Below are 21,127 nucleotides of genomic sequence, written 5' to 3' on the forward strand. Positions count from 1 at the left end.
AGGGAGCCGGCACCCGCGCCGTCCGATCCACCGCAGTGGTCCGGAGGCCGGTGCCGGCTCCCTCGTCGTGCAGCGCTCAGCGCACCCGGCCCGCGCCGTCGGCGGCGGTGACCAGGAACAGCTCCGGCGCCCGGAAGCCCTTCGCGGCGAAGGCGGCGAGGACCGCGGCGCGGACCTCCTCCTCCTTCTCGACCGGCGTGAGGGCGATCGCGGAGCCGCCGAAGCCGCCCCCCGTCATGCGGGCGCCGATGGCTCCCGCACCCCGCGAGGCCTCGACGGCCGTGTCGAGTTCGGGAACCGAGATCTCGAAGTCGTCGCGGAGGGAGACGTGGCCCGCATCGAGGAGCTCGCCGATGGCGCGGGGACCCTGCTCGCGAAGGGTCCGCACGGTCGCGAGGACACGCGCGTCCTCGGTCACCACGTGCTTCACGCGGCGGTAGGTGACGTCGTCGAGGAGCTCCTCGGCGCGCGGGAGGTCATCGACGGACAGCTCGCGCAGCGACTCCACGCCGAGCGTCGAGGCGCCCAGCTCGCAGGAGGCGCGCCGCTCGGCGTAGCCGCCCGTGGCGTGCGCGTGCTCGACCTTCGTGTCGATGACGAGGAGGACGAGGCCGGCCTCCTCGAAACCGAGCGGGATCACCTCGGTGTCCAGGCTCCGGCAGTCCAGGAACACGGCCGCGTCGCGCTGCCCGAAGAGGGAGGCGGACTCGTCCATGATCCCGGTCGGGGCGCCGACGGCGACGTTCTCGGCTCGGCGTCCGACCCGCGCGAGCGTCGCCTTGTCGAGGTCGAGCTCCCAGAGCTCGTTCAGCGCGACGGCCATGGCGCACATCAGCGCAGCGGAGCTCGACAGCCCCGCACCGACCGGGACGTCGGAGTCGACGAACGCGTCGAACCCGGTGCGGGCACCGAGGTCGACGCCGTACTCGGTGAGAGCCCAGACGACGCCGAGCGGGTAGGCCGACCAGCCCGCGATCGCACCGGGAGCGAGATCGTCGAGCGAGATCTCGACGTGCTCGGGAGAGAAGGCGCTGGCGATGCGGATGACGCGGTCCTCGCGCGGCGCGACGGCCATCGCGGTCGCGCGGTCGATCGCGAACGGGAACACGAACCCGTCGTTGTAGTCGGTGTGCTCGCCGATCAGGTTCACGCGGCCGGGCCCTGCCCACACGCCCGCGGGGGCGTGGTCGTACTCGCGCTCGAAGTCGCGAGCGGCGCGCTCGGCGACGGCGTCGAGCGAGGGGGAGGCGGAGGTCATCGGGTCTCCTCGGTGTCGGAGGGGGTGTCGGGGAGGGAGGCGTCGGGGCGCTGCGCGACCTCGGCCTCGAGCGTCGCCGCGTCGGCGCGCTCGATCGCGGCGCGCAGGGCGGCGGCGCTGGTCTCGGGAGCGATGTCGCCGATCCAGGCGCCCATCGCGGCCTCGCTGCCGGCGAGGTACTTCAGCTTCGTCTCGGCGCGGCGCGGCGAGGTGATCTGCAGCATCAGGCGCACCTCGTCGCGGCGCTCGTGCACGGGCGCCTGGTGCCAGGCGGCGATGTACGGCGTCGGGGTGTCGTAGAGCGCGTCGATGCCGCGGAGCAGGCGCTGGTAGACCTTCGCGAGCTCGTCGCGCTCCTCCGGGGTCGTCTCGCTGATGTCGGCGACGTGGCGGTGCGGAAGGAGGTGCACCTCGACGGGCCAGCGCGCGGCGAACGGCACGAAGGCGGTGAAGTGCTCGCCGCGGATCAGCACGCGGTCGCCGGCCTGCTCGAACGCGAGGACGTCGGCGAACAGCGTCGGTCCGTAGGAGTCGAGCGACGCGAGGAGGCGCGTCGTTCGGGGCGTGACGTAGGGGTAGGAGTAGATCTGGCCGTGCGGGTGGTGGAGCGTCACTCCGATCGCCTCGCCGCGGTTCTCGAACGGGAAGACCTGCTGCACGCCGGGCAGGGCCGAGAGGGCGGCGACGCGGTCGGCCCAGGCCTCGACGACCGTGCGGGCGCGCGACGGCGAGAGCGTCGAGAACGAGCCCTCGTGCTCCGGGCTGAAGCAGACGACCTCGCAGCGGCCGACGCTGGTCAGCGTGCGGCCGAGGCCGAGGGTGCGCAGATCCTCGAGGGAGGCTGGCGCGTCCTCGTCCTCGAGCAGCGGGCCGAACGACGGCGAGCGGTTCTCGAACACCGCGACGTCGTAGCGGCTCGGCACCTCGGACGGGTTGGTCGGCGAGGCCGGTGCGAGCGGGTCGAGCTCGGCCGGCGGGAGGAAGACGCGGTTCTGCCGCGAGGCGGCGATCGACACCCACTCCCCGGTGAGGACGTCCTGGCGCATGCGCGCGGTCGCGGGTCGCGGATCGAGGTCGCGGGCGTCGGCGCTGCGCTCGGGCGGCAGCGTCGTGTCGGCGTCGTCGAAGTAGAGGAGCTCTCGCCCGTCGGCGAGGGTGTGCGGGCGCTTGACGACGCCGGCGGAGAGGGGGATCGCTTCGTTCATGGCGGGACTCAGACTAGGGGCCGCTCTTCGAAAAGGAAAGCGCGGTTTCGCTTTGACAAGCCACCCCCGCCGGACCACCATGGGCGCATGAGAGCAGACGGCGAGCACGACGGACGCTCCGCCGTCGAGCGCCGCCTCCGGATGCGCCTGCTGGCCGAGCGCTCGGGCTTCGTCTCGGTCGCCGACCTGGCCGAGCGCCTCGGAGTCTCGGTGGTCACCGTCCGCTCCGACCTCGATCAGCTGGCGGGGGAGGGCTCGGTGCAGCGCGTGCGCGGCGGAGCGATCCCGTCGGCCGCCAAGCCGGGCGAGCGCTCGCTCGAGGAGGGTCTGGCCGCCGCCGCGGAGGAGAAGGCGGCGATCGGGCGCGAGGCCGCCGCGTCCGTCTCCTCCGGCGAGAGCGTGATCCTCGACGTCGGCACGACTCCGCTCGCGATCGCGCACGCCCTCGTCGCCCGCGAGGAGCTGCGCGACATCACCGTCATCACGAACGGGCTCTCCACCGCCCTCGCCCTCGAGCCGGCGATCCCGCGGTTCACCGTCGTCGTCACCGGAGGCACGCTGCGCCCGCTCCAGCACTCGCTCGTCGAGCCGCTGGCCTCCGAGATGCTCGAGCGGATCCGCGCCGACGTCGTCTTCGTGGGCTGCACGGGCGTGCATCCGCGGGCCGGGGTGACCAACGTCAACCTCCCGGAGGCGACCCTCAAGCGCCGCATGCTGCAGGCCGCCGCCCGTCGCGTCGTCGTCGCCGACTCCCGCAAGCTCGGGGTCGTCGACCTCGGCCGCGTGGCCGGCGCCGACGAGTTCGACCTCCTGCTCACCGGCGGCGCGGCCGAGGCGGTCGTCGTCGCCGAGCTGGAGGAGTCGGGCCTGGCCGTCACGCGCTGCTGATCTCGCGGCGGCACCCGTCACCGGCATCGGTCCGTAGGATTCACGCATGGCCGACTTCACTCCCGCCCCCGCGACCGGGCGCCAGTACGCCCTCGACCTCACCGCCGAGGGCCGCACGCTCCACGCCGTCGTGACGGAGGTGGCAGCAGGGCTGCGCCACCTCTCCGTCGACGGCGTCGAGATCACCGCCGGATACCCCGAGACCACCGTGCCGCCCTTCGGGTCGGGCATCGTGCTGGTCCCCTGGCCGAACCGCGTGCGGGACGGCAAGTGGCACCACGCCGGGCGGACCCTCCAGCTCGACATCACCGAGCCGAAGTACCACAACGCGCTCCACGGGCTGCTGACCAGCACCTCCTACCGCCTCGTCGACCAGGGGCCCTCGTTCGTCGAGCTCGCCGCTCCGGTCGTCCCCCAGCGCGGCTGGCCGTTCCACCTCGAGACGACCGTGCGGTACGAGCTGCAGGCCGACGGGCTGAAGGTCGTGCACCGCGTGGTCAACGTCGGAGCCGAGGAGGCGCCGGTCGCGATCGGCACGCACCCCTTCCTCGCCATCGGCGACGTCCCGACCGACGAGCTCGAGATCACCGTCGACGCGGCCGTGCACATCGAGGTCGACGAGCGGCTGAACCCCACCGGTCAGAGCCCGGTCGAGGGCACGGAGTGGGACCTGCGCCGGGGCCGCCGGATCGGCGATCTCGAGCTCGACGACGCATGGGCCGACGTCACCGTCGTCGACGGCGAGAGCGTCCACGGCCTCAGCGCCTCCGACGGGCGCCGCGTGCTGCTCTGGGCCGACGCCTCGCACAACTACATCCAGGTCTTCATCACCCGCATCTTCCCCGAGGGCGACGACGTCAAGACCGCGATCGCCGTCGAGCCGATGACCGCTCCCGCCGAGGCGCTCAACTCGGGTCAGGGCCTGCGCTGGCTGGAGCCGGGCGAGGAGTGGACCGTGGCCTGGGGCATCCGGCACGAGGGGTTCCCCTCCGCCTCATGACGGTGACCACCTCGACCGGGCGCGACGACGCCGCGAAGCGCGCCGCGCTCGTCCGGATGAAGCGCATCGCCACCGGCCTCCTGGTCGTGATGGCGATCGTCTTCGCGGTCTCGTTCGCGCTGCAGGACCGCTACCCGTGGCTCCAGTGGGTCCGGGCGGCGAGCGAGGGCGGCATGGTCGGCGCCCTCGCCGACTGGTTCGCGGTGACCGCGCTGTTCCGCCGGCCACTCGGGCTGCCCATCCCGCACACGGCGATCATCGCGACCAAGAAGGACGAGATCGGCACGAGCCTCGCGCAGTTCGTCGAGGAGAACTTCCTCCGCGGCGCGATCGTGCGCGAGAAGCTCGACTCGTTCGGCATCGCCCGGCGTGCGGGCGTCTGGCTCGCCGAGCCGGCCAACGCGCACCGCGTGGGCGACGAGAGCGCCGCCGCGGTCCGCGCGGCGATCGCCCTGCTCGACGACTCCCATGTGCAGGGCGTGATCGAGGCGCTCGCCCGCCGCCACCTGCTCGATCCGCAGTGGGGGCCTCCGCTGGGGAAGCTCGTCGGCGGGATCGTCGAGGCCGGGCACCACCGCCGGCTCGTCGACACGCTGGTCGAGCAGGCGGAGGCGTGGCTCGCCGCGAATCCGCAGAGCTTCACCCGCATGGTCAGCGGCAGGCTGCCGACCTGGCTGCCCTCGGCGGTCAGCCGGGCCATCGACGAGCGGCTGTACCACGAGGCCCTCGTGTTCGTGCACGCGGTCAGGGAGGAGCAGGGGCACCCGCTCCGGCTCGCCATCGACGGCTACCTCGCGACCCTCGCCGAGGACCTCGGCACCGACCCCGATCTCGTCGCGCGGGTCGAGGAGATCAAGAACCAGGCGTTCGACAGCCCGCGCGTCCGCGAGCTGGCGGGCGACGTCTGGGAGTCGACGAAGTCGTCCCTCCTCGGCGCGATGGACGACCCGGAGAGTCCGCTGCGCGCGAGCCTGGAGTCGATCGTCGTGGACCTCGGCCGCCGCCTCTCGACCGACGGGCGGCTCGCGAGCACGGTCGACGCCTGGATCGGCACGGTCGCCTCGAACCTGGTCGACCGCTACCGCGCCGACATCGCGAGCATCATCGGCGACACCATCCAGCGCTGGGACCCTCGCGAGACCTCCGACAAGCTCGAGCTCCAGGTGGGCAAGGACCTGCAGTTCATCCGGATCAACGGCACGGTGGTGGGCGCACTCGCGGGCCTCGTGATCTTCACGGTCGCGCACGCCCTCCTCGGTTCCTGAGAAGCGGTCCGGGCCGAGCGGAGTCGTCGCCGCCGATCCGCAAGCCCTCGCCGCTGTCGGTGGTCGCGCGTACCGTCGCAGCATGAGCGACAACGACACCACAGGCCCCGACATCAAGACCGAGGGCGACGTCCTCGGCGCCCGCGCCGACGACGGCAGCGACACCAGCGCCAGCAAGGACCCGTCCGACTGGGTCACCGGCGACGAGCCGATGACCGGCCCGCAGCGCAGCTACCTCGACACCCTCGCCCGCGAGGCCGGCGAGACCCTCCCGGCCGACCTCACCAAGGCGCAGGCGTCCGAGCACATCGATCGCCTCCAGTCCTCGACCGGTCGCGGCGAGACGAGCAACGGGCACGACTGACCCCGGCACGACCCCGCGGGTGCGGCGCGACGGTGAGCATTGATGCCGTCGCGCGCCCCCGTGCGGGGTGCGCCGCTCGCCGCTCGGGCTCCCTAGGTTCGTGGCATGGCGATCTCTCGCACCACGCGGACGGCCCTCGACCTCATCGACTCGCTCCGCGTTCCGGGGGCGATCGATCCCCGTCTCGCCCGGCAGGTGGCCGACTCCCTCCGGCAGCTGCTGGAGGCGGGGACGTTCGGCCCCAGCGACAGGGCACTGCGCCGACGCTCGAGGCAGCTGCGCCGGGGATCCGCTCTCTACTGACCGCGACCGGTCCGCCTCGACGGGCGTCCGGATCGTGATGGAAGCGCTCCCTCGACCCCTCCCCGGGGGGCCGGGAGCGGCGTAGGCTCGCCTCAGGCGTCCCGGCCTCTCGTCGCACCGTCGCGACGTCGGAGCGGGCGCCGGTGAGGACGACGATGTCTCAACGGGTCGCAACCCGCAGTTCTGTCAGCATCCGACTCGTGCGGTGGTACCGGACCGACGACGGATGGAGATCGGAGGTCGTGCACGGCCGCCTCCTCGAGCACCAGGCCGGAGTCTGGCGTCTGCTCGACGGCGACGAGGTGCACGACTACCCGGACTCGATCTGGTCGCTCTGCCACGAGTAGGCGCGCCGGTCACTCCTCGTCGCGCGCGAGCATCGACCACTCGTCGTAGTCCGCCACGGGCTCCGGCTGGACCTCGGCCGTGACGTGCTCGACGCGCGGTTCCAGTGCGCCGCGGCGACGGTCGAGCTCCTCGAGGGTCGCCGCATCCGCTGCGGGATCCTCCGGCGAGTCGTCCTCGACGAGGAGGAGCTGGCTCGCGGGCCCGATCAGCAGCTCGGCCTGCTCGCGCTCGCCGTCGAGCGTCGTCCCCGCCACGACGATCGTGTCGGCGATGCCGCGCAGTCCCAGCTCGCGGGCGTAGCCGAGGATCGCGTGTGCCACGGCGTCCCCGACGAGCAGCGAACCACCGGCGTAATGAAGGCGCTTCATGTCCTCCATCGTGATCGCGCTCCCGAGTCCGCGCAGGGGGATTCCGTTCGTCGCGCGGTACAGCTAGCGCCGCGGACGAGGTCCCGGCGAGCGCGGTGCTGCCCAGAAAGGACGTCAGCCGAGAGCTGAGTCGGTACGAGGCCTCCTCCCTGCGCGACGTCGGGCGTGAGGATCGGCGAAACGGGACATCCACCGGTCATCGCGGGCTCTGCTCGAGAGCGAGGACGGTCGCGTCTCTAGACGACGACGAGTCCGTCGACCACGTCACGCGCGATGTCGCTGACTCGGGCCTCCCGGGATCGAGCATGATGACGTAGCAGGTCCCAGGCGGCGCTCATGTCGACGTTGCGACTGTGGGCGATGATGCCTTTCGCCTGCTCGATGACGATGCGCACGTCGAGAGCGCGCTGGAGTTGGTCGCGTGCAAGCGAGGCCTCTCGGACGATCCGCTCGTGAACGAGGCCGATGGTCGCGACGTCGGCGATGGCCTGAGCGGCGAGGATGTCCGCATCCCCGAGCTCGCCGATCGTGTCGCGGAAGAGGTTCAAGGACCCAATCGTCTCGCCCCGCAGGCGGAGCGGGACTGCGTGCACGGACTGGTAGCCGGAGTCGCGGGCCGCGTCGGCGAAGAACGGCCAGCGGGTGCCGATCGCGGTGAGGCTCCCGGCGGTGACGACGACGCCGGTGCGGAACGACTCGATGCAGGGGCCGTTGTCGCCGGAGAGCTGCAGCACTTCGATGAGGTGCATCCGCTCGCTCGTGGAGGCCATGACGACGAGTTCGCCGTGCTCGTCCGCGAGGACGATGCCCACGTCGACGGCGTCGAACAGCGCTGCACAGCGGATGACGAGGTCGTCTAGGAAGTCGACCGCGTCGAAGTCGTCGACGAGGGTGTCGGCGACGGTGGTCAGCGTGCTCAGGAGCATCTGGTCGCGCTCGGAAGCAGCCATGGTGTGATCCTACGTCTCTGTCACGCGGGCGTGTCGCGCGAGAAATCGAGGGTTCGCGCGATGATCTGCGCGGCGACCTCGCGGACGCTGATCTCCTCGGCGAACGCGTAGGCGCGGATCATGAGAAGAGCATCGGCAGGGGTCGATCTCATCTGACTCATCACCATGCCGGTGGCTTGATGCACCTCGCGTCGCGAGAGCGCCGGATCTCGGGTGAGGGTGCTGTTCTCGAGTGACGTCATGGCCTGCTCGACGACGGTCCTCGCGAGCACTCCGGCGAGGCGTTCCGCGAGCTCCAGCTGTGATGCGTCGAAGCGTATCGGCGTGCTGTTGTAAAGGGAGACGGCGCCGATGCTCGAGGTGCCGATCCGCATGGGGACGGCCAGCACGGATGCCACTGCTGCGGCTTGCACGGCGAAGGCGAACACGGGCCACGCGGCGAAGTCGCGGTCCTCCCCGACGCGCATGTCGACGGGGAGGTAGGTACGGCAGGCGTCCCAGGCCGGTCCCTCCCCGAGATCGATCTGCTTCTCATCGAGCCTAGCCGCCCGATCGCTGGTTGCCGCCAGCGTCTCGGGATCGAAGGGTGCGCTCAGGACTGAAGCGGCCGCGTCCTCCGCGGGTAGGAGAGCGGTGAAGGACTCGAGCATGCGCTCGACGTCCTCCCCGTCGGGCCGCGAAGGTCGCCCAGGGTCGTCCGCAGTCATGAGCGAGAGCGGTAGCAAAGGAGGAACGTCATGAGGTCCTCGTCGATCGATCCATGACGTCTCTCCGCTGACAGGGCGCGAACGCTCTCCGCACCCTACCGCCCGGAGAACCCGAGACGTCGTTCGCCTCGACCTCCCGGCGGGAACTACTCGCGGACGAAGGGCTGGCCCCGACGGTCGGGGCGCTCTATCGTGTGGCGCAGTAGCCCTGACCCTGTTACCGGAAGTGGCGTCGCGTCACGCGACGCATCGCATCACGGGACAGGGACGATGGTCGCAGAGCACGCACGGTGGAGCACCCGGCCGGGACCTCTTGCCGCTCAGGACGCGCAGACGAGAGCGGTGCTGGAGAGTCTCATCGACGCCTTCACGGATCCTGGGGCCGTCGACCCGGCGGCGGCCGCGATGCTCGTCCGACGCTGTCGCGCGCTTCTCGATGCAGATGCGTCGGACGGGAGGATCCGCGGCACGGCGTTCGACGGGCGACTCACCGTGATCGAGGACACGTCGAGCCCGGAGCAGCCTCTGTGGGAGCGCCTCCTCTGACCCTGCGGACAGGCGTCGACCGGGACGACCGCGCCACCCGGCCGCGGGGACGGACGGCTTCCTCGCATTCGTACGACGGTCGGCGCTGGACCGACCATCGCAGCCTCGACGCGGCCCGCGAAGAGGTCGGAGAACGTCGAGCCCGCTGGCAGGTGCGGGGGCTGAGCGCCACCATCGGCGGGTCACAGCCCGAATACGTGATTCCCCGTTTCGGCGGCGGTGATGCGGCTACGGTCCGGAGATGAAGAGAATCACCTACAGCGGGGGGTCGATCGTCACGAGCAACGCCATCACGGCTGCGCTCCTGGAGTACACCACCACCGTCGCCGACGCCGAGAACAGCACCACCGTCGACATCACCGTGCTGGAGGAGAACGGCGAGACCTCCGTGCACACGCTCCTGCTCAGCCCGGCGAGCCAGTTCGACGTCGCCGACGTCGGAGGGATCACCGCCGAGGCCGAGGCGGACCGATTCCCGCTTCTTGTCATGCCGAAGGTCGGCATCAGAGGGACGGTCGAGACCAACGGCGACGCCGCTCGGACCGCCGAGGACATCAACTCGGTCATGCACGACATCGAGCACGGACTGGGGCAGTAGCCATGGGCACGTTCATCTACGGCACACCGTCCATCTCCGTCGAGTTCGACGACCGGGTGCTCGCGCATCTGAAAGCCGTGATCGTGTCGAAGGTTCGCCGCGGCGAGAGCTTCATGTTCTCGTGGGAGTACACGCGGGAGAGCGGCGCGGGCCACAGCTCGATCTGGATCCACCCCGCGATCCCGTTGCAGTTCGACTACTTCGGCGGCCGTGAACCGAGGCTCAATCGCGCGTGGATCGAGGAGCTCGTCCGGCTCTCGAACTCGCCCGCGGGCCTCCGCGTCATCCCCGAACCGCGCGAGTCCGCGTGAGTGCGAGGCCTCCGCGTCCACGAACGCCGTTCAGCGGGCCGTGGCAGGACGGGTGGCCTCGAGCGAGGCGGGCCCGCGGTGCCGGGGGCTCTGGGAGGGCCGGCGCGAGTGGTGACGAGGGCCGGCCATGCCGCGCGAGTGCCCGGGCGGCGAGGACGTCCCTGATCCGGTGGCACCCCAGGTGCACGCGGCTCAGCGCCGACCCGCTTCGCGACCGCGCGGATGAGCCGCTCGAGACCACGTCCGAACGGTGCGTACCAGCGGCTCAGATCGTCCTTCTCGATGCAACGGCCGTGTCGGAGCCCACCACCGGCGCTCTGTCCGACGCTCGTAGGGGCGGGATGATCCGTCTTCGTGCGGCCTCCGGTCGAAGGTCGCGCCGTGAGCACCGATCGTGGGCGACGGGGGAGGCCTGCGGCACGAGCGATGGATGCTGTCGGCTCGAACCGGTCAATGTCGGAGTGCCCGGGAGCCGCCGCGTCCGGATCAGGAGACGGCGGACTGGGCTGCGCGAAAAACTCGCGGCGATGTCGTCACCTCACCGGTGGGCCCCGTCGGGCTCGAACCGACGACCCGCGGATTAAAAGTCCGCTGCTCTGCCAACTGAGCTAGAGGCCCGCGGATCCAGGGTAGCGCGCCCGGCGGACCGACCCGACGGCGCCCGGACCGGGGCATATCCGGCGGCCCGCAGGCGTTACCCTCCTCGAACCCCTTCACTCCCGAGCGGACGCCTGCGCCCGCTCTCCCGACCGCGGAAGGCGGCCCCATGACAGACGGCTTCCACAAGCCGACCAAGTTCCCCTCCCACGTCTTCGAGGCGTTCCAGGGAGGCGAGGACCCGGCGCAGATCACCCGGGTGGCGCACGAGACGGCGATCGCTCTGCTCAGCCGGGTCCGGGACGACCCGGATCCAGTGATCATCGACCGCCTGGTCGAGTACACCGACCACAACGGCATCGACGCGCTCGCCGAGCTGTGGGCGCGCTCGAGCGCCTCGAGCCTGCCGGGCGCCCTCTGGCGCATCTACCTGCTCCGCCTCGTCATCCGCCAGGATCCGCAGAGCACGAGCTTCCTCTACCAGCGCGGCGTGGAGCTCTCCTCGACTATCGACCCGGTGGTGGCGGGCGCCAGCACCCCCACCGGACCCGCCGAGATCACCGAGCTCGCCGACCGCATCCTCCGCGGCGTGTTCGACGGCGACTTCGCCGTGGCACTGGACCGCGCCGCCGCGTTCTGCCGCGTGAGCGCCTCCGGAGCGGCCTCGGTCGCCGACGACGTCGAGCTGATCGATGGACCGCGCGCCAGCGAGCTGACCACGCGGGCCCTCCGCCTCTCGACCACCGCCTCCGAGCTCGCCGGCTGCGCGCGGCTGTGGCGGAGCGACTCCCTGGAGTAGGCGCTGCAGCGCAAGCCCGTTCACCCACCGCGAACGCGCCTCGCGACCACCCCCGGGGCAGTGGTTAGACTGGGCGAGGCCGGATCGCAGTAACCCCGGGCTCCACTTGTAGCCGCTTCGAGCGGCCTCGCGCCGAGAGGCGTTCTGCGGTCCGGCCCCTTTCTTCCCCGCAGAACCGCACGGGAGCGAGGGCCCAGTGGCGGGTGGTCGGAGGCGGGCCGCCCCGCACCGCACGTCCGAGTCCTCGACAGACAGGCGCCACCCCGATGAAGAACCGCATCGCGTTCCGACGGGGCGCGCGGTGGTGGGCCGGCATCGGCCTGCTCGTCGCCGCAGCCCTCTACCTCCTCGGCGCTCCGCAGGTCGACGACGCCGACGGTGCACTCCTCGGCGGAGGGGTCACCGTGTCGCAGGGCGCAGTCATGCGCTCCCTGGCGGTGCTGGACGTGATCGCCGGTCTCTGGGTCCTCATCCGACCCCGGACCTACCCCGCCCTGACTGCGGCGGCCGCAGGCCTGATCGCCCTCTGGCTCTCGCCCCGGCTCAAGGATCCGGCGCTCGTCGACATCGGCGGATTCGCGCTCGACATCCGCTTCGTGGTTCACCCCCTCGAGGTGGTCGTGATCGTCGCGGCGGTCGCCGTCGTCGTCTCCGCGGTGAGCGCCGGCTTCCAGAAGCGGGCCCGGACGGGGCAGCGACGATGAGCGACGACACGACGACCGACCTCGGCTCGCTCCTCGAGCGCATCGCCGCCGCCGATCAGGCGGCGTTCTCGGAGCTGTACGACCTCACCGCGTCCCGTGTCCTCGGACTCGTCACCCGGGTGCTGGTCGACCGCGCGCAGTCCGAGGAGGTGACCCAGGAGGTGTTCCTCGAGATCTGGCAAACCGCTGGACGCTTCGCTCCGAATAAAGGAAGCGCGACGACCTGGATCCTCACGATGGCACACCGCAGGGCCATCGATCGGGTACGCGCGGCCCAAGCGGGCCGCGACCGGGACGTCCGCATCGGAATCCGGGATCTCGGTCGTGACTACGACCAGGTCGCCGAACAGGCGGAGGTGTCTCTTGAGCACGAGAAGGTCGCAGCCGCCATGGGCAGGCTGACCGAGCTGCAGCGGCAGGCGCTGCAGCTGGCGTACTACGGCGGGTACTCGCACAGCGAGATCGCGGGGATCCTGCAGTGCCCCGTCGGTACCGTCAAAACGCGCCTGCGCGATGGAATGATCAGACTTCGAGAAGAGATGGGGGTGACCCGGTGACCGACGTGAATCGACCCGACGACCCTCGCGAGCTCGCCGCGGGCCACGCTCTCGGCATCCTGACTCCCGAGGAGCAGGCGAGGTACGAACGGTTCCTCGCCGAGCACCCGGAGGCGCGTGCCGAGGCCGACGGGTTCGCCGCAGTGGCCGGCGCCCTCGCCGACGACGCGGCACCGGTGGCTCCGTCCCCGCGCCTGAAGGCCGATCTGATGGCCCTCATCGCGACGACGCCGCAGCTGCCGCGGGACGAGCCGGCCCAGCCGGTCGAGACCCCGCGCCTGCACGCCGTCGAGGCGGAGGCGCCTCCCGTCGCTCGCCCCGGCGCGGACGAGACGGTCGCGCCGTCCACCACGCGGCACAGCGCCGAGGCGAAGGCTCGCGGGCGCTGGTTCACGCGCCCCGCCGTCTACCTCTCGGCCGCCGCCGCGGCCGCCGTGATCGTGGTCGGCGGAGTGACGCTGCCCCAGGTGCTCGCGCCCGGCTCCGGTCAGACCCAGGAGCTCACCGCACTGGAGGAGATCCGCAACGCCCCCGACGCGCAGGAGGCCGTCGCCACCGTCGCCTCGGGCGAGACCGCGACGCTGGTCTGGTCGGGCTCGCTCGGCCGCTCGGCGCTCGTCGTCGACGACCTCGCTCCGCTGCCCGACGGCAAGACGTACGAGCTCTGGTACATCGACTCCACCGGGCCCGTGGCCGCAGGCCTCTTCGAGGGAGGCGACGGGCGCACCGTTGCTCCTCTCGAGGGCACCATGGCCGAGGGCGCCGTCGTCGCGGTGACGATCGAGGACGAGGGCGGGTCGGACACTCCGACGACCGATCCCATCCTCGCCATCGAGACCGCCTGACCGCACGGACCACGCGAACGAGAAGAGCCGCACCCCCGAGGGGAGTGCGGCTCTTCTGGTTCGAGGGCGCGGGATCAGCCGAAGCGGCCCGAGACGTAGTCCTCGGTGGCCTGGACGGACGGGCGCGAGAACATCGTCGCGGTGTCGTCGTACTCGATGAGCTTGCCCGGCTTGCCGGTGCCCGCGATGTTGAAGAACGCGGTGCGGTCCGAGACGCGCGATGCCTGCTGCATGTTGTGGGTCACGATCACGATCGTGTACTCGTTCTTGAGCTCCTCGATCAGGTCCTCGATCGCGAGCGTCGAGATCGGGTCGAGCGCCGAGCAGGGCTCGTCCATCAGCAGGACGTCGGGCGAGACCGCGATCGCGCGGGCGATGCACAGACGCTGCTGCTGACCGCCGGAGAGACCGGAGCCCGGCTTGTCGAGGCGGTCCTTCACCTCGTTCCAGAGGTTCGCGCCCTGGAGCGACTTCTCGACCAGGTCGTCCGCGTCGGACTTGCTGATGCGGCGGTTGTTGAGCTTCACGCCGGCCAGCACGTTGTCGCGGATCGACATCGTCGGGAACGGGTTCGGACGCTGGAAGACCATGCCCACCTGGCGGCGGACGAGCACCGGGTCGACGCCGGGGCCGTAGAGGTTGTTCCCGTCGATCAGCACCTCGCCGTCGACGTAGGCGCCGGGGATGACCTCGTGCATGCGGTTGAGCGTGCGGAGGAAGGTCGACTTGCCGCAGCCGGACGGGCCGATGAAGGCGGTGACGGTGCGGGGCTCGATGGTGAGCCCGACTCCCTCGACCGCGAGGAACTTGCTGTAGTAGACGTTGAGGTCGTTGACTTCGATGCGCTTGGACAACGGAGATCCTTCGGGTTAGCGGCCGAGCTTGGGGGCGAAGATGCGCGCGACCATGCGTGCGAGCAGGTTGAGGAGCATGACGATCAGGATGAGGACCAGCGCGCCGGTCCAGGCCCGGTCGATGTACGCGGCGGCGTCGGAGCCCTGGTCCGCGTACTGGCGGAAGACGAAGACCGGGAGGGTCATCATCCGGTCGTCGAACGGGTTGTAGTTCATCGACTGCGTGAAGCCGGCGACGATGAGCAGCGGAGCCGTCTCGCCGATGACGCGGGCGATCGAGAGCATGACGCCCGTGACGATGCCGGCGATCGAGGTGGGGAGGACGATCTTGACGACGGTCAGCCACTTGGGCACGCCGAGGGCGAAGGACGCCTCGCGCAGCTCGTTCGGAACCAGCCGCAGCATCTCCTCCGTCGAGCGGACGACCACGGGGATCATCAGCACCGAGAGCGCGACCGCGCCGCCGATGCCCATCCGGACGCCCGGTCCGAAGAACAGGACGAGGAGGGCGTAGGCGAAGAGGCCGGCGACGATGGAGGGGATGCCGGTCATGACGTCCACGAAGAACGTGATGCCGCGGGCCAGAGTGCCGCGGCCGTACTCGACGAGGTAGATCGCCGTCATCAGGCCGATCGGGATCGAGATGACCGCCGCGAGCGCCGTGATGATGAGCGTGCCCATGATCGCGTGCAACGCTCCGCCGCCCTCGCCGACGACGTTGCGCATCGAGGAGGTGAAGAAGGTGATGTCGAAGCGCGCGGCTCCCGCGGTGATCGCGGTGTACATCAGCGAGATCAGCGGGATCAGCGCGACCACGAACGCGGCGGTGACCAGCGTGGTGACGACCCGGTCGGTGGCGCGTCGGGCGCCCTCGACCAGGCGGGCCAGGACGAACACGGCGACCGTGTAGAGCACGGCGCCGAAGAAGACGGTGCCGACGACGTCGAAGCCATCGGTCACCCCGCTGACCGCGAGGAGCGCGTAGACGACGGCCATCAGCGCGAGGCTGCCGCCGAGGAGGGCGAGGGGGGCCCACTTGGGCAGCTGCCCGCTCGTGAGCGTGTTCGTCACCGCGGGAGCGGCGTCCTCGACGCGGCGGCGCTGACGAGGAGGAGTCGTCATGGTGACCATCAGTTCGCTCCCGAGAAGGCCTTGCGGCGGTTGATGATGTAGCGGGCGAGCATGTTCACGACGAGCGTGATCGCGAAGAGCATCAGGCCGGAGGCGATCAGCTCGTTGACCTTGAGGCCGTAGGCCTCGGGGAAGCTCAGGGCGATGTTGGCGGCGACCGTGTTGGAGTTCGTCGACTGCAGCAGCGCGAAGTTCACGACGAACGACGGCGAGAGGACGATCGCGACGGCCATGGTCTCGCCCAGTGCGCGGCCGAGGCCGAGCATGGAGGCCGAGATGATGCCGGGGCGGCCGAAGGGCAGGACCGCCGTGCGGACCATCTCCCAGCGGGTCGCACCGAGGGCGAGCGCCGCCTCCTCGTGGAGCGTCGGCGTCTGGAGGAAGACCTCGCGGGAGATCGCCGTGACGATCGGCAGGATCATGACCGCCAGCACGAGGGCCACGGTGAGGATCGTGCGACCGGTGCCCGAGACGGGGCCGGAGAAGAGCGGGAACCAGCCGAACGCGTCCGTGAGGAACGTGTAGAAGGGCTGGACGAAGGGGGCGAGGACCGTGATGCCCCAGAGGCCGAAGACGACCGACGGCACGGCGGCCAGCAGGTCGATCACGTAGCCCAGGCCCTGCGCGAGACGGCGCGGGGCGTAGTGCGAGATGAAGAGCGCGATGCCGATCGAGATCGGCACGGCGATGACGAGGGCGAGCGCCGCGGCGTACACGGTGCCGAAGACGAGGGGGCCGACGTAGGCCCAGAAGCCGGCGCCACCGGAGATCTCGTCGCTCGGCGCGGTGAGCGCGGGGATCGACTGCACGACCAGGAAGAGGGCGACGGCGGCGAGGATGACGAGGATCAGCGTGCCGGAGGCCATCGCCGTCCCGGCGAAGATCCGGTCGGCCGGGCGCTGCTTCGCCTTGATGGCGCCGACGGGCCGCTCTGCGGTGCTCATGGATGGGTTCCCTGCGTTCGGAGTGGGGGAGGGGGCCGATCCGCGAGTCGGCCCCGGACCGGTGGGGGTCCGGGGCCGACTCGCGAGGGGGGGATTACTTGATGGACTCGATCGCGGTGGCGACCTGAGCCGACAGCTCGGACGAGAGCGGGGCGGCGCCGGCGGAGGTCGCTGCCTCCTCCTGACCGGCCTCGCTGGTCACGTAGCCAAGGTACGCCTTGACGAGCTCGGCCGTCGCGGGGTCCTGGTACTCCTGGCAGGCGATGAGGTAGCTGACCAGGACGACCGGGTACACGCCCGACTCCTCGGTGGAGTAGTCGATCTCGTACACGATGTCGTTGTCGGGACGGTCGGTCGCCTCGGGCGAGGCGTCGACGATCGCGGCAGCGGCCTCGGGGGAGTACTCGACGAACTCCTCGCCGACCTTGATCTTCGCGGTGCCGAGCTCACCGGCGCGCGACGCGTCGGCGTAGCCGATGGTGTTGGTGCCGTTGGTCACGGTGTCGATGACGCCCGAGGTGCCCTGAGCGGCCTCGCCGCCCTCGTAGGGCCAGACGCCGTCCGGCTCCGCGTCCCACACGTCGGGCGCGGTCGCGTTGAGGTACGCGGCGAAGTTCTCGGTGGTGCCCGAGTCGTCCGAGCGGTGCACCGCGGTGATGTTGGCGTCGGGGAGCGTCGCGTCGGGGTTGAGCGCGGCGATCTCGGGGGCGTTCCACTTGGTGATGGTGCCCTTGAAGATGCCCGCGGCGGTGGCCGCGTCGAGGTTGAGCTCGTCGACGCCGTCGATCTTGAAGACCAGGGCGATCGGGGAGATGTAGGCGGGGACATCGATGGCGGAGGTGCCCTCGGCGCACTTGCCGAACGAGCCGTCGAGCTCCTCGAGCTTGAGCGCGCGGTCCGAGCCGGCGAAGTCGGCGCCGCCGGCGATGAACGCCTCGCGGCCCGCGCCGGAGCCGTCGGGCGAGTAGTTGATGGTGACGCCGGGGTTCTCCGTCTGGAAGGCGGCGACCCAGGCCTCCTGGGCCGACCCCTGCGACGAGGCGCCGATGCCGTTGAGCGTGCCCTCGAGGCTGCTGGCAGCGCCGGAGGAGGAGTCGCCGGCCGGGGCCGTCGTTCCTTCGTTGGCTGCGCACGAGGTCAGAGTGATCGCTGCGACGGCGGCGACGACGGCCGCCTGGCCGAGACGCGAGATTCTCACAAGTATCCCTTTCGGGTAGGAAAGCATGGAAACAGAACAGGGCCTGGTGCAGCCCGCGAGCGAATGTACGAGGGGGTCGTGTCCGCCCACGGTCCGCTGGGTGAACGGGCGGTGAACGAGGCCCGTCGGGGCTTGCCGGGCGCGCCGAGGATCCGGATCGCTCCGGTCGGGCGGCCGTGCCGTGTCAGGCGAGCGGCGCGTGCGTCTCGATCGCCACGATCCCCGACCCGGGGTGCTCGCTCGAGAGGTGCACCACGGTGAATCCGCCCGTGGGCAGGTGCGAGGCCTCGTCGAGGTAGGCGCCGATCGGAGTCGCGGTCGCGAGGGCGATCTCGCGCAGGATCTCGGGGATGACCGGCCGGTGGCTGCAGAGCACCGCGGTCCTGCGGGCGCGCACGCGTTTGCCGACCAGCCCGCGGATGTCGGTGGTGCCGTGCTCGAACGCGTCCTGGCTGATGTGCTCGGACAGGCGCACGGGCTTCTTCACGAGGGAGGCGAGCGGGGCGATCGTCGAGCGGCAGCGCTTCGCCGTGCTCGAGACGAGCCGGCGCGGGCGCCAGGCGGCGACGGCGCGGGCGGCCGCGGCGGCCTCGTCGGTCCCGCGCTTGTTGAGGCGGCGGGTGGAGTCGCGTCCGTCCCAGGAGTCGGCGGGCACGGCCTTCGCGTGCCGCAGCACGACGAGCGCGAACGTCTCGAGCCCGCCGCGGGCCGCGATCCGCGAGAACTCGTCCACGATCGCGACGTCGTGCGGGTAGGTGAGGTAGCCCCGCGCCCGCTTCGGTGTGACCCACTCCAGGGCCTCGACCTCGCGGTTGGGCAGGAAGTCGGAGTGCAGCACGGCCTTCTCGCTGACCCGCGCCGCCCAGTAGTGGACCGCCTTGGGTCGTCCGTTCGGCAGGGCGTACTCGGTCGAGCCCAGCGGGACCCCGAGTCCGACCGCGAGCCCCGTCTCCTCGCGGATCTCGCGCACGGCCGTCTCGGGCAGCGATTCGCCCGGATCGACCTTGCCCTTGGGCAGGCTGACGTCCCTCCGGTGCGGTCGGTGGATCACGAGGATGTGCGGGCGGCCCTCGATGATCCGCCAGCACACCGCTCCGGCCGCGTAGACGGTCCCCGTCACGGCATCAGCGGGCGGAGGCCCGGGAGGCGGACCGCGACGCGATGCGCTTGCGGTGGGTGATGTGCGCCATGAGCCGGTTCTGCAGGTCCGAGAGCGGCGCGCCGTCCTCGTCGAGGTGGTGCCGGGTCCAGACCCCGTCGGGACCGAGCCACCAGGAGGCGGTCTTCTCGTCCATCGCCCGGTCGAACATGTCGTCGATCTCGCTCAGGTGCGCGGGCTCGACGATCCGCACGAGCGCCTCGACGCGGCGGTCGAGGTTGCGGTGCATCATGTCGGCGCTGCCGATGTAGACGATCGGCTCGCCGTCGTTGACGAAGCTGAAGATGCGCGAGTGCTCGAGGTAGCGCCCCAGGATCGAGCGCACGCGGATCGTCTCCGAGAGGCCCTCCTGCCCTGGCTTGAGTCCGCAGATGCCGCGCACCCACACGTCGACCGGCACGCCGGCCTGGCTCGCCCGGTACAGCGCATCGATGACGGCCTCGTCGACGATCGAGTTCATCTTGATCCGGATGCCGGAGGGCTTGCCCGCCCTGGCGTTCTCGGTCTCGGCCTCGATGCGCTTCAGCAGGCCCTTCCTGAGGTGGCGCGGCGCGACGAGCAGGCGCTTGAACTTCTTCTCGATCGCGTAGCCCGAGAGCTCGTTGAACAGGCGGGTGAGGTCCTTGCCCACCTCGTCGTCGGCGGTGAGCAGGCCGAGGTCCTCGTAGATGCGCGAGGTCTTCGGGTTGTAGTTGCCCGTGCCGATGTGGGAGTAGTGCCGCAGCACTCCGCCCTTCTCCTGGCGGATCACGAGCGCGAGCTTGCAGTGGGTCTTGAGCCCGACGAGGCCGTAGACGACGTGCACGCCCGCCTTCTCGAGCTTGCGCGCCCACGAGATGTTCGCCTGCTCGTCGAAGCGCGCCTTGATCTCGACGAGGGCGAGGACCTGCTTGCCCGACTCCGCCGCGTCGATGAGCGCCTCGACGATGGGGGAGTCGCCGGAGGTGCGGTACAGCGTCTGCTTGATCGCGAGCACATCCGGATCGGCGGCCGCCTGCTCGAGGAACGACTGCACGCTGGTCGCGAAGGACTCGTACGGGTGGTGCAGCAGCACGTCGCCGCGCGAGACCGCCTTGAACACGTCCTGGCGCTGGTTCGGCTCGGAGGGCATGAGCTGCGCGGCCGTGGTCGGCACGTGGTTCGGGTACTTCAGGTCCGGGCGGTCGATCTTCTGCAGGCTGAAGAGCCCGCTGAGATCCAGCGGCGCCGGGAGCTTGTAGACCTCCTGCGTGGTGATGTCGAGCTCGCGCACGAGCAGCCCGAGCGTCTCGTCGTCCATGTCGTCGGTGACCTCGAGGCGGATGGGCGGGCCGAAGCGACGGCGCAGCAGTTCCTTCTCGAGGGCCTTGATGAGGTTCTCGGTCTCGTCCTCGTCGACCTCGACGTCCTCGTTGCGGGTCACGCGGAAGACGTGGTGGTCGAGGATCTCCATCCCGGGGAAGAGGTCGTCGAGCTGGTTCGCGATGAGGTCCTCGAGCGAGATGAAGCGCATCGGCTCGCCCGGAGCGGCGACGCCGGCGATCCGCACGAAGCGCGGCAGCATCTGCGGCACCTTGAGGCGCGCGAACTCGGTCTTCTGCGTCTTGGGGTTGCGGACCCGGACCGACAGGTTGAGCGAGAGCCCGGAGATGTACGGGAACGGGTGCGCCGGGTCGACTGCGAGCGGCATGAGCACCGGGAAGATCTGCGCCGAGAAGTAGTCGTCGAGCACCGAGCGCTCGGCGTCGTTGAGGTCGCTCCAGCGCACGACCTCGATGCCGGAGGCGCCGAGCGCCGGCTTCACGAGATCCTGGTACGCGCGGGCGTGGCGCTGCTGGAGCTGGTGCGCCTTCTCGGAGATGTCGGTGAGCACGTCGACCGGCACGCGGCCGATGTTCGTCGTGAGCGCGAGGCCCGTGAGGATCCGGCGCTTGAGTCCTGCGACGCGCACCATGAAGAACTCGTCGAGGTTCGACGAGAAGATCGCGAGGAAGTTCGCCCGCTCGAGCACAGGCACCAGCGGATCCTCGGCCAGCTCGAGCACGCGCTGGTTGAACGCCAGCCAGCTCAGCTCGCGGTCGAGGTAGCGGTTGTCCGGGAGGAGCGGGTCCGGGAGCTCCTCCTCGTCGTCGAAGTCGTCGTCGAGGTCGTCGCTCAGGCCGTCTTCGAGAATGAGGTTGTCGCCGTCCATGCGACCATCCTGGCACCGCCCCCGTGTGCTCCGCGCCGCGGGTGGTGAATGCCGGGTG

At 70.8% G+C, this 21,127-nt stretch carries 24 protein-coding genes and 1 tRNA gene; 13 read left to right on the forward strand and 12 right to left on the reverse strand.

Features of this window, described 5'->3' with window-relative positions; translation table 11 throughout:
- Window positions 1–76: 76 nt before the first annotated feature.
- Complete coding sequence (gene galK / locus C1I63_RS09940) at window positions 77–1,258, reverse strand: galactokinase (RefSeq protein WP_055787587.1); 1,182 nt, start codon at window positions 1,256–1,258, stop codon at window positions 77–79.
- Window positions 1,255–2,463: a galactose-1-phosphate uridylyltransferase gene (gene galT, locus C1I63_RS09945; protein WP_107574668.1), complete on the reverse strand. Its 1,209-nt coding sequence runs from the start codon at window positions 2,461–2,463 to the stop codon at window positions 1,255–1,257. The genes galK and galT overlap by 4 nt, the downstream gene beginning before the upstream one ends.
- A gap of 87 nt (window positions 2,464–2,550) precedes the next feature.
- Here galT and C1I63_RS09950 point away from each other — a divergent pair, with 87 nt between their 5' ends.
- From C1I63_RS09950 to C1I63_RS19760, 6 genes are all read left to right on the forward strand, one after another.
- The gene (locus C1I63_RS09950; protein ID WP_107574669.1) at window positions 2,551–3,351 is read left to right on the forward strand and encodes a DeoR/GlpR family DNA-binding transcription regulator; all 801 of its coding nucleotides are present in this window, start codon (window positions 2,551–2,553) and stop codon (window positions 3,349–3,351) included.
- Between the two features lie 46 nt (window positions 3,352–3,397).
- The gene (locus C1I63_RS09955; RefSeq protein ID WP_055787595.1) at window positions 3,398–4,351 is read left to right on the forward strand and encodes an aldose 1-epimerase family protein; all 954 of its coding nucleotides are present in this window, start codon (window positions 3,398–3,400) and stop codon (window positions 4,349–4,351) included.
- A complete protein-coding gene (locus tag C1I63_RS09960; RefSeq protein WP_107574670.1) occupies window positions 4,348–5,616 on the forward strand; it encodes a DUF445 domain-containing protein in 1,269 nt (422 codons plus the stop codon). The genes C1I63_RS09955 and C1I63_RS09960 overlap by 4 nt, the downstream gene beginning before the upstream one ends.
- 82 nt (window positions 5,617–5,698) lie before the next feature.
- Window positions 5,699–5,980 carry a DUF3072 domain-containing protein gene (locus C1I63_RS09965; RefSeq protein WP_055787602.1) on the forward strand — a complete coding sequence of 94 codons (282 nt, stop codon included), beginning with the start codon at window positions 5,699–5,701 and terminating at the stop codon, window positions 5,978–5,980.
- 105 nt (window positions 5,981–6,085) lie between these two features.
- Window positions 6,086–6,283, forward strand: a complete 198-nt coding sequence (locus tag C1I63_RS09970; RefSeq protein ID WP_056866578.1) for a hypothetical protein — start codon at window positions 6,086–6,088, stop codon at window positions 6,281–6,283.
- Window positions 6,284–6,483: 200 nt separating this feature from the next.
- Window positions 6,484–6,630 (forward strand): hypothetical protein, encoded by a 147-nt coding sequence (locus C1I63_RS19760; RefSeq protein WP_157602202.1) that lies wholly within the window; start codon window positions 6,484–6,486, stop codon window positions 6,628–6,630.
- 9 nt (window positions 6,631–6,639) lie between these two features.
- On the opposite strand, the gene C1I63_RS09975 is transcribed toward C1I63_RS19760, so the two are convergent.
- The 3 genes from C1I63_RS09975 to C1I63_RS09985 form a co-directional block, all read right to left on the reverse strand.
- Entirely contained in the window at window positions 6,640–6,999 is a 360-nt protein-coding gene (locus C1I63_RS09975; RefSeq protein ID WP_146168430.1) for a hypothetical protein, read from the reverse strand.
- A gap of 236 nt (window positions 7,000–7,235) precedes the next feature.
- The gene (locus tag C1I63_RS09980; protein ID WP_107574672.1) at window positions 7,236–7,949 is read right to left on the reverse strand and encodes a GAF and ANTAR domain-containing protein; all 714 of its coding nucleotides are present in this window, start codon (window positions 7,947–7,949) and stop codon (window positions 7,236–7,238) included.
- A gap of 20 nt (window positions 7,950–7,969) precedes the next feature.
- Entirely contained in the window at window positions 7,970–8,599 is a 630-nt protein-coding gene (locus C1I63_RS09985; protein WP_170116364.1) for a GAF and ANTAR domain-containing protein, read from the reverse strand.
- 399 nt (window positions 8,600–8,998) lie between these two features.
- On the opposite strand from C1I63_RS09985, the gene C1I63_RS09990 reads away from it, so the two are divergent.
- The 3 genes from C1I63_RS09990 (at window position 8,999) to C1I63_RS10000 (ending at window position 10,111) form a co-directional block, all read left to right on the forward strand.
- Entirely contained in the window at window positions 8,999–9,202 is a 204-nt protein-coding gene (locus C1I63_RS09990) for a hypothetical protein (protein ID WP_107574674.1), read from the forward strand.
- A 241-nt stretch (window positions 9,203–9,443) separates the two neighbouring features.
- Entirely contained in the window at window positions 9,444–9,800 is a 357-nt protein-coding gene (locus C1I63_RS09995; RefSeq protein WP_107574675.1) for a hypothetical protein, read from the forward strand.
- A 2-nt stretch (window positions 9,801–9,802) separates the two neighbouring features.
- Complete coding sequence (locus tag C1I63_RS10000) at window positions 9,803–10,111, forward strand: DUF7882 family protein (RefSeq protein WP_107574676.1); 309 nt, start codon at window positions 9,803–9,805, stop codon at window positions 10,109–10,111.
- Window positions 10,112–10,656: 545 nt separating this feature from the next.
- On the opposite strand, the gene C1I63_RS10005 is transcribed toward C1I63_RS10000, so the two are convergent.
- Window positions 10,657–10,729: transfer RNA gene (locus tag C1I63_RS10005), tRNA-Lys, on the reverse strand.
- 148 nt (window positions 10,730–10,877) lie between these two features.
- Here C1I63_RS10005 and C1I63_RS10010 point away from each other — a divergent pair.
- The 4 genes from C1I63_RS10010 to C1I63_RS10025 all read left to right on the forward strand — a co-directional run bounded on the left by C1I63_RS10010 (window position 10,878) and on the right by C1I63_RS10025 (window position 13,613).
- A complete protein-coding gene (locus C1I63_RS10010) occupies window positions 10,878–11,507 on the forward strand; it encodes a hypothetical protein (protein ID WP_055787611.1) in 630 nt (209 codons plus the stop codon).
- 266 nt (window positions 11,508–11,773) lie between these two features.
- A complete protein-coding gene (locus C1I63_RS10015; RefSeq protein ID WP_107574677.1) occupies window positions 11,774–12,211 on the forward strand; it encodes a hypothetical protein in 438 nt (145 codons plus the stop codon).
- Window positions 12,208–12,768: an ECF RNA polymerase sigma factor SigK gene (sigK, locus tag C1I63_RS10020; protein ID WP_055787617.1), complete on the forward strand. Its 561-nt coding sequence runs from the start codon at window positions 12,208–12,210 to the stop codon at window positions 12,766–12,768. The genes C1I63_RS10015 and sigK overlap by 4 nt, the downstream gene beginning before the upstream one ends.
- Window positions 12,765–13,613, forward strand: coding sequence for an anti-sigma factor (locus C1I63_RS10025; RefSeq protein WP_211315607.1), 849 nt, complete (start codon window positions 12,765–12,767; stop codon window positions 13,611–13,613). The genes sigK and C1I63_RS10025 overlap by 4 nt, the downstream gene beginning before the upstream one ends.
- Window positions 13,614–13,687: 74 nt before the next feature.
- Here C1I63_RS10025 and pstB read toward each other — a convergent pair whose 3' ends face one another.
- The 6 genes from pstB to C1I63_RS10055 form a co-directional block, all read right to left on the reverse strand.
- Complete coding sequence (gene pstB / locus C1I63_RS10030) at window positions 13,688–14,467, reverse strand: phosphate ABC transporter ATP-binding protein PstB (RefSeq protein WP_055787623.1); 780 nt, start codon at window positions 14,465–14,467, stop codon at window positions 13,688–13,690.
- Between the two features lie 15 nt (window positions 14,468–14,482).
- The gene (pstA, locus tag C1I63_RS10035) at window positions 14,483–15,589 is read right to left on the reverse strand and encodes a phosphate ABC transporter permease PstA (protein WP_107575816.1); all 1,107 of its coding nucleotides are present in this window, start codon (window positions 15,587–15,589) and stop codon (window positions 14,483–14,485) included.
- A gap of 8 nt (window positions 15,590–15,597) precedes the next feature.
- Window positions 15,598–16,542: a phosphate ABC transporter permease subunit PstC gene (gene pstC / locus C1I63_RS10040; protein ID WP_055787626.1), complete on the reverse strand. Its 945-nt coding sequence runs from the start codon at window positions 16,540–16,542 to the stop codon at window positions 15,598–15,600.
- Window positions 16,543–16,636: 94 nt separating this feature from the next.
- Window positions 16,637–17,740 (reverse strand): phosphate ABC transporter substrate-binding protein PstS, encoded by a 1,104-nt coding sequence (locus tag C1I63_RS10045; protein ID WP_055787629.1) that lies wholly within the window; start codon window positions 17,738–17,740, stop codon window positions 16,637–16,639.
- A gap of 184 nt (window positions 17,741–17,924) precedes the next feature.
- Window positions 17,925–18,860, reverse strand: a complete 936-nt coding sequence (locus tag C1I63_RS10050; protein WP_107574678.1) for an NUDIX hydrolase — start codon at window positions 18,858–18,860, stop codon at window positions 17,925–17,927.
- 4 nt (window positions 18,861–18,864) lie between these two features.
- Window positions 18,865–21,069 carry an RNA degradosome polyphosphate kinase gene (locus tag C1I63_RS10055; protein WP_055787636.1) on the reverse strand — a complete coding sequence of 735 codons (2,205 nt, stop codon included), beginning with the start codon at window positions 21,067–21,069 and terminating at the stop codon, window positions 18,865–18,867.
- Window positions 21,070–21,127 lie beyond the last annotated feature (58 nt).

Origin of the sequence: Rathayibacter caricis DSM 15933, from assembly GCF_003044275.1 — a bacterium.
Classification (GTDB): Bacteria; Actinomycetota; Actinomycetes; order Actinomycetales; family Microbacteriaceae; genus Rathayibacter; species Rathayibacter caricis.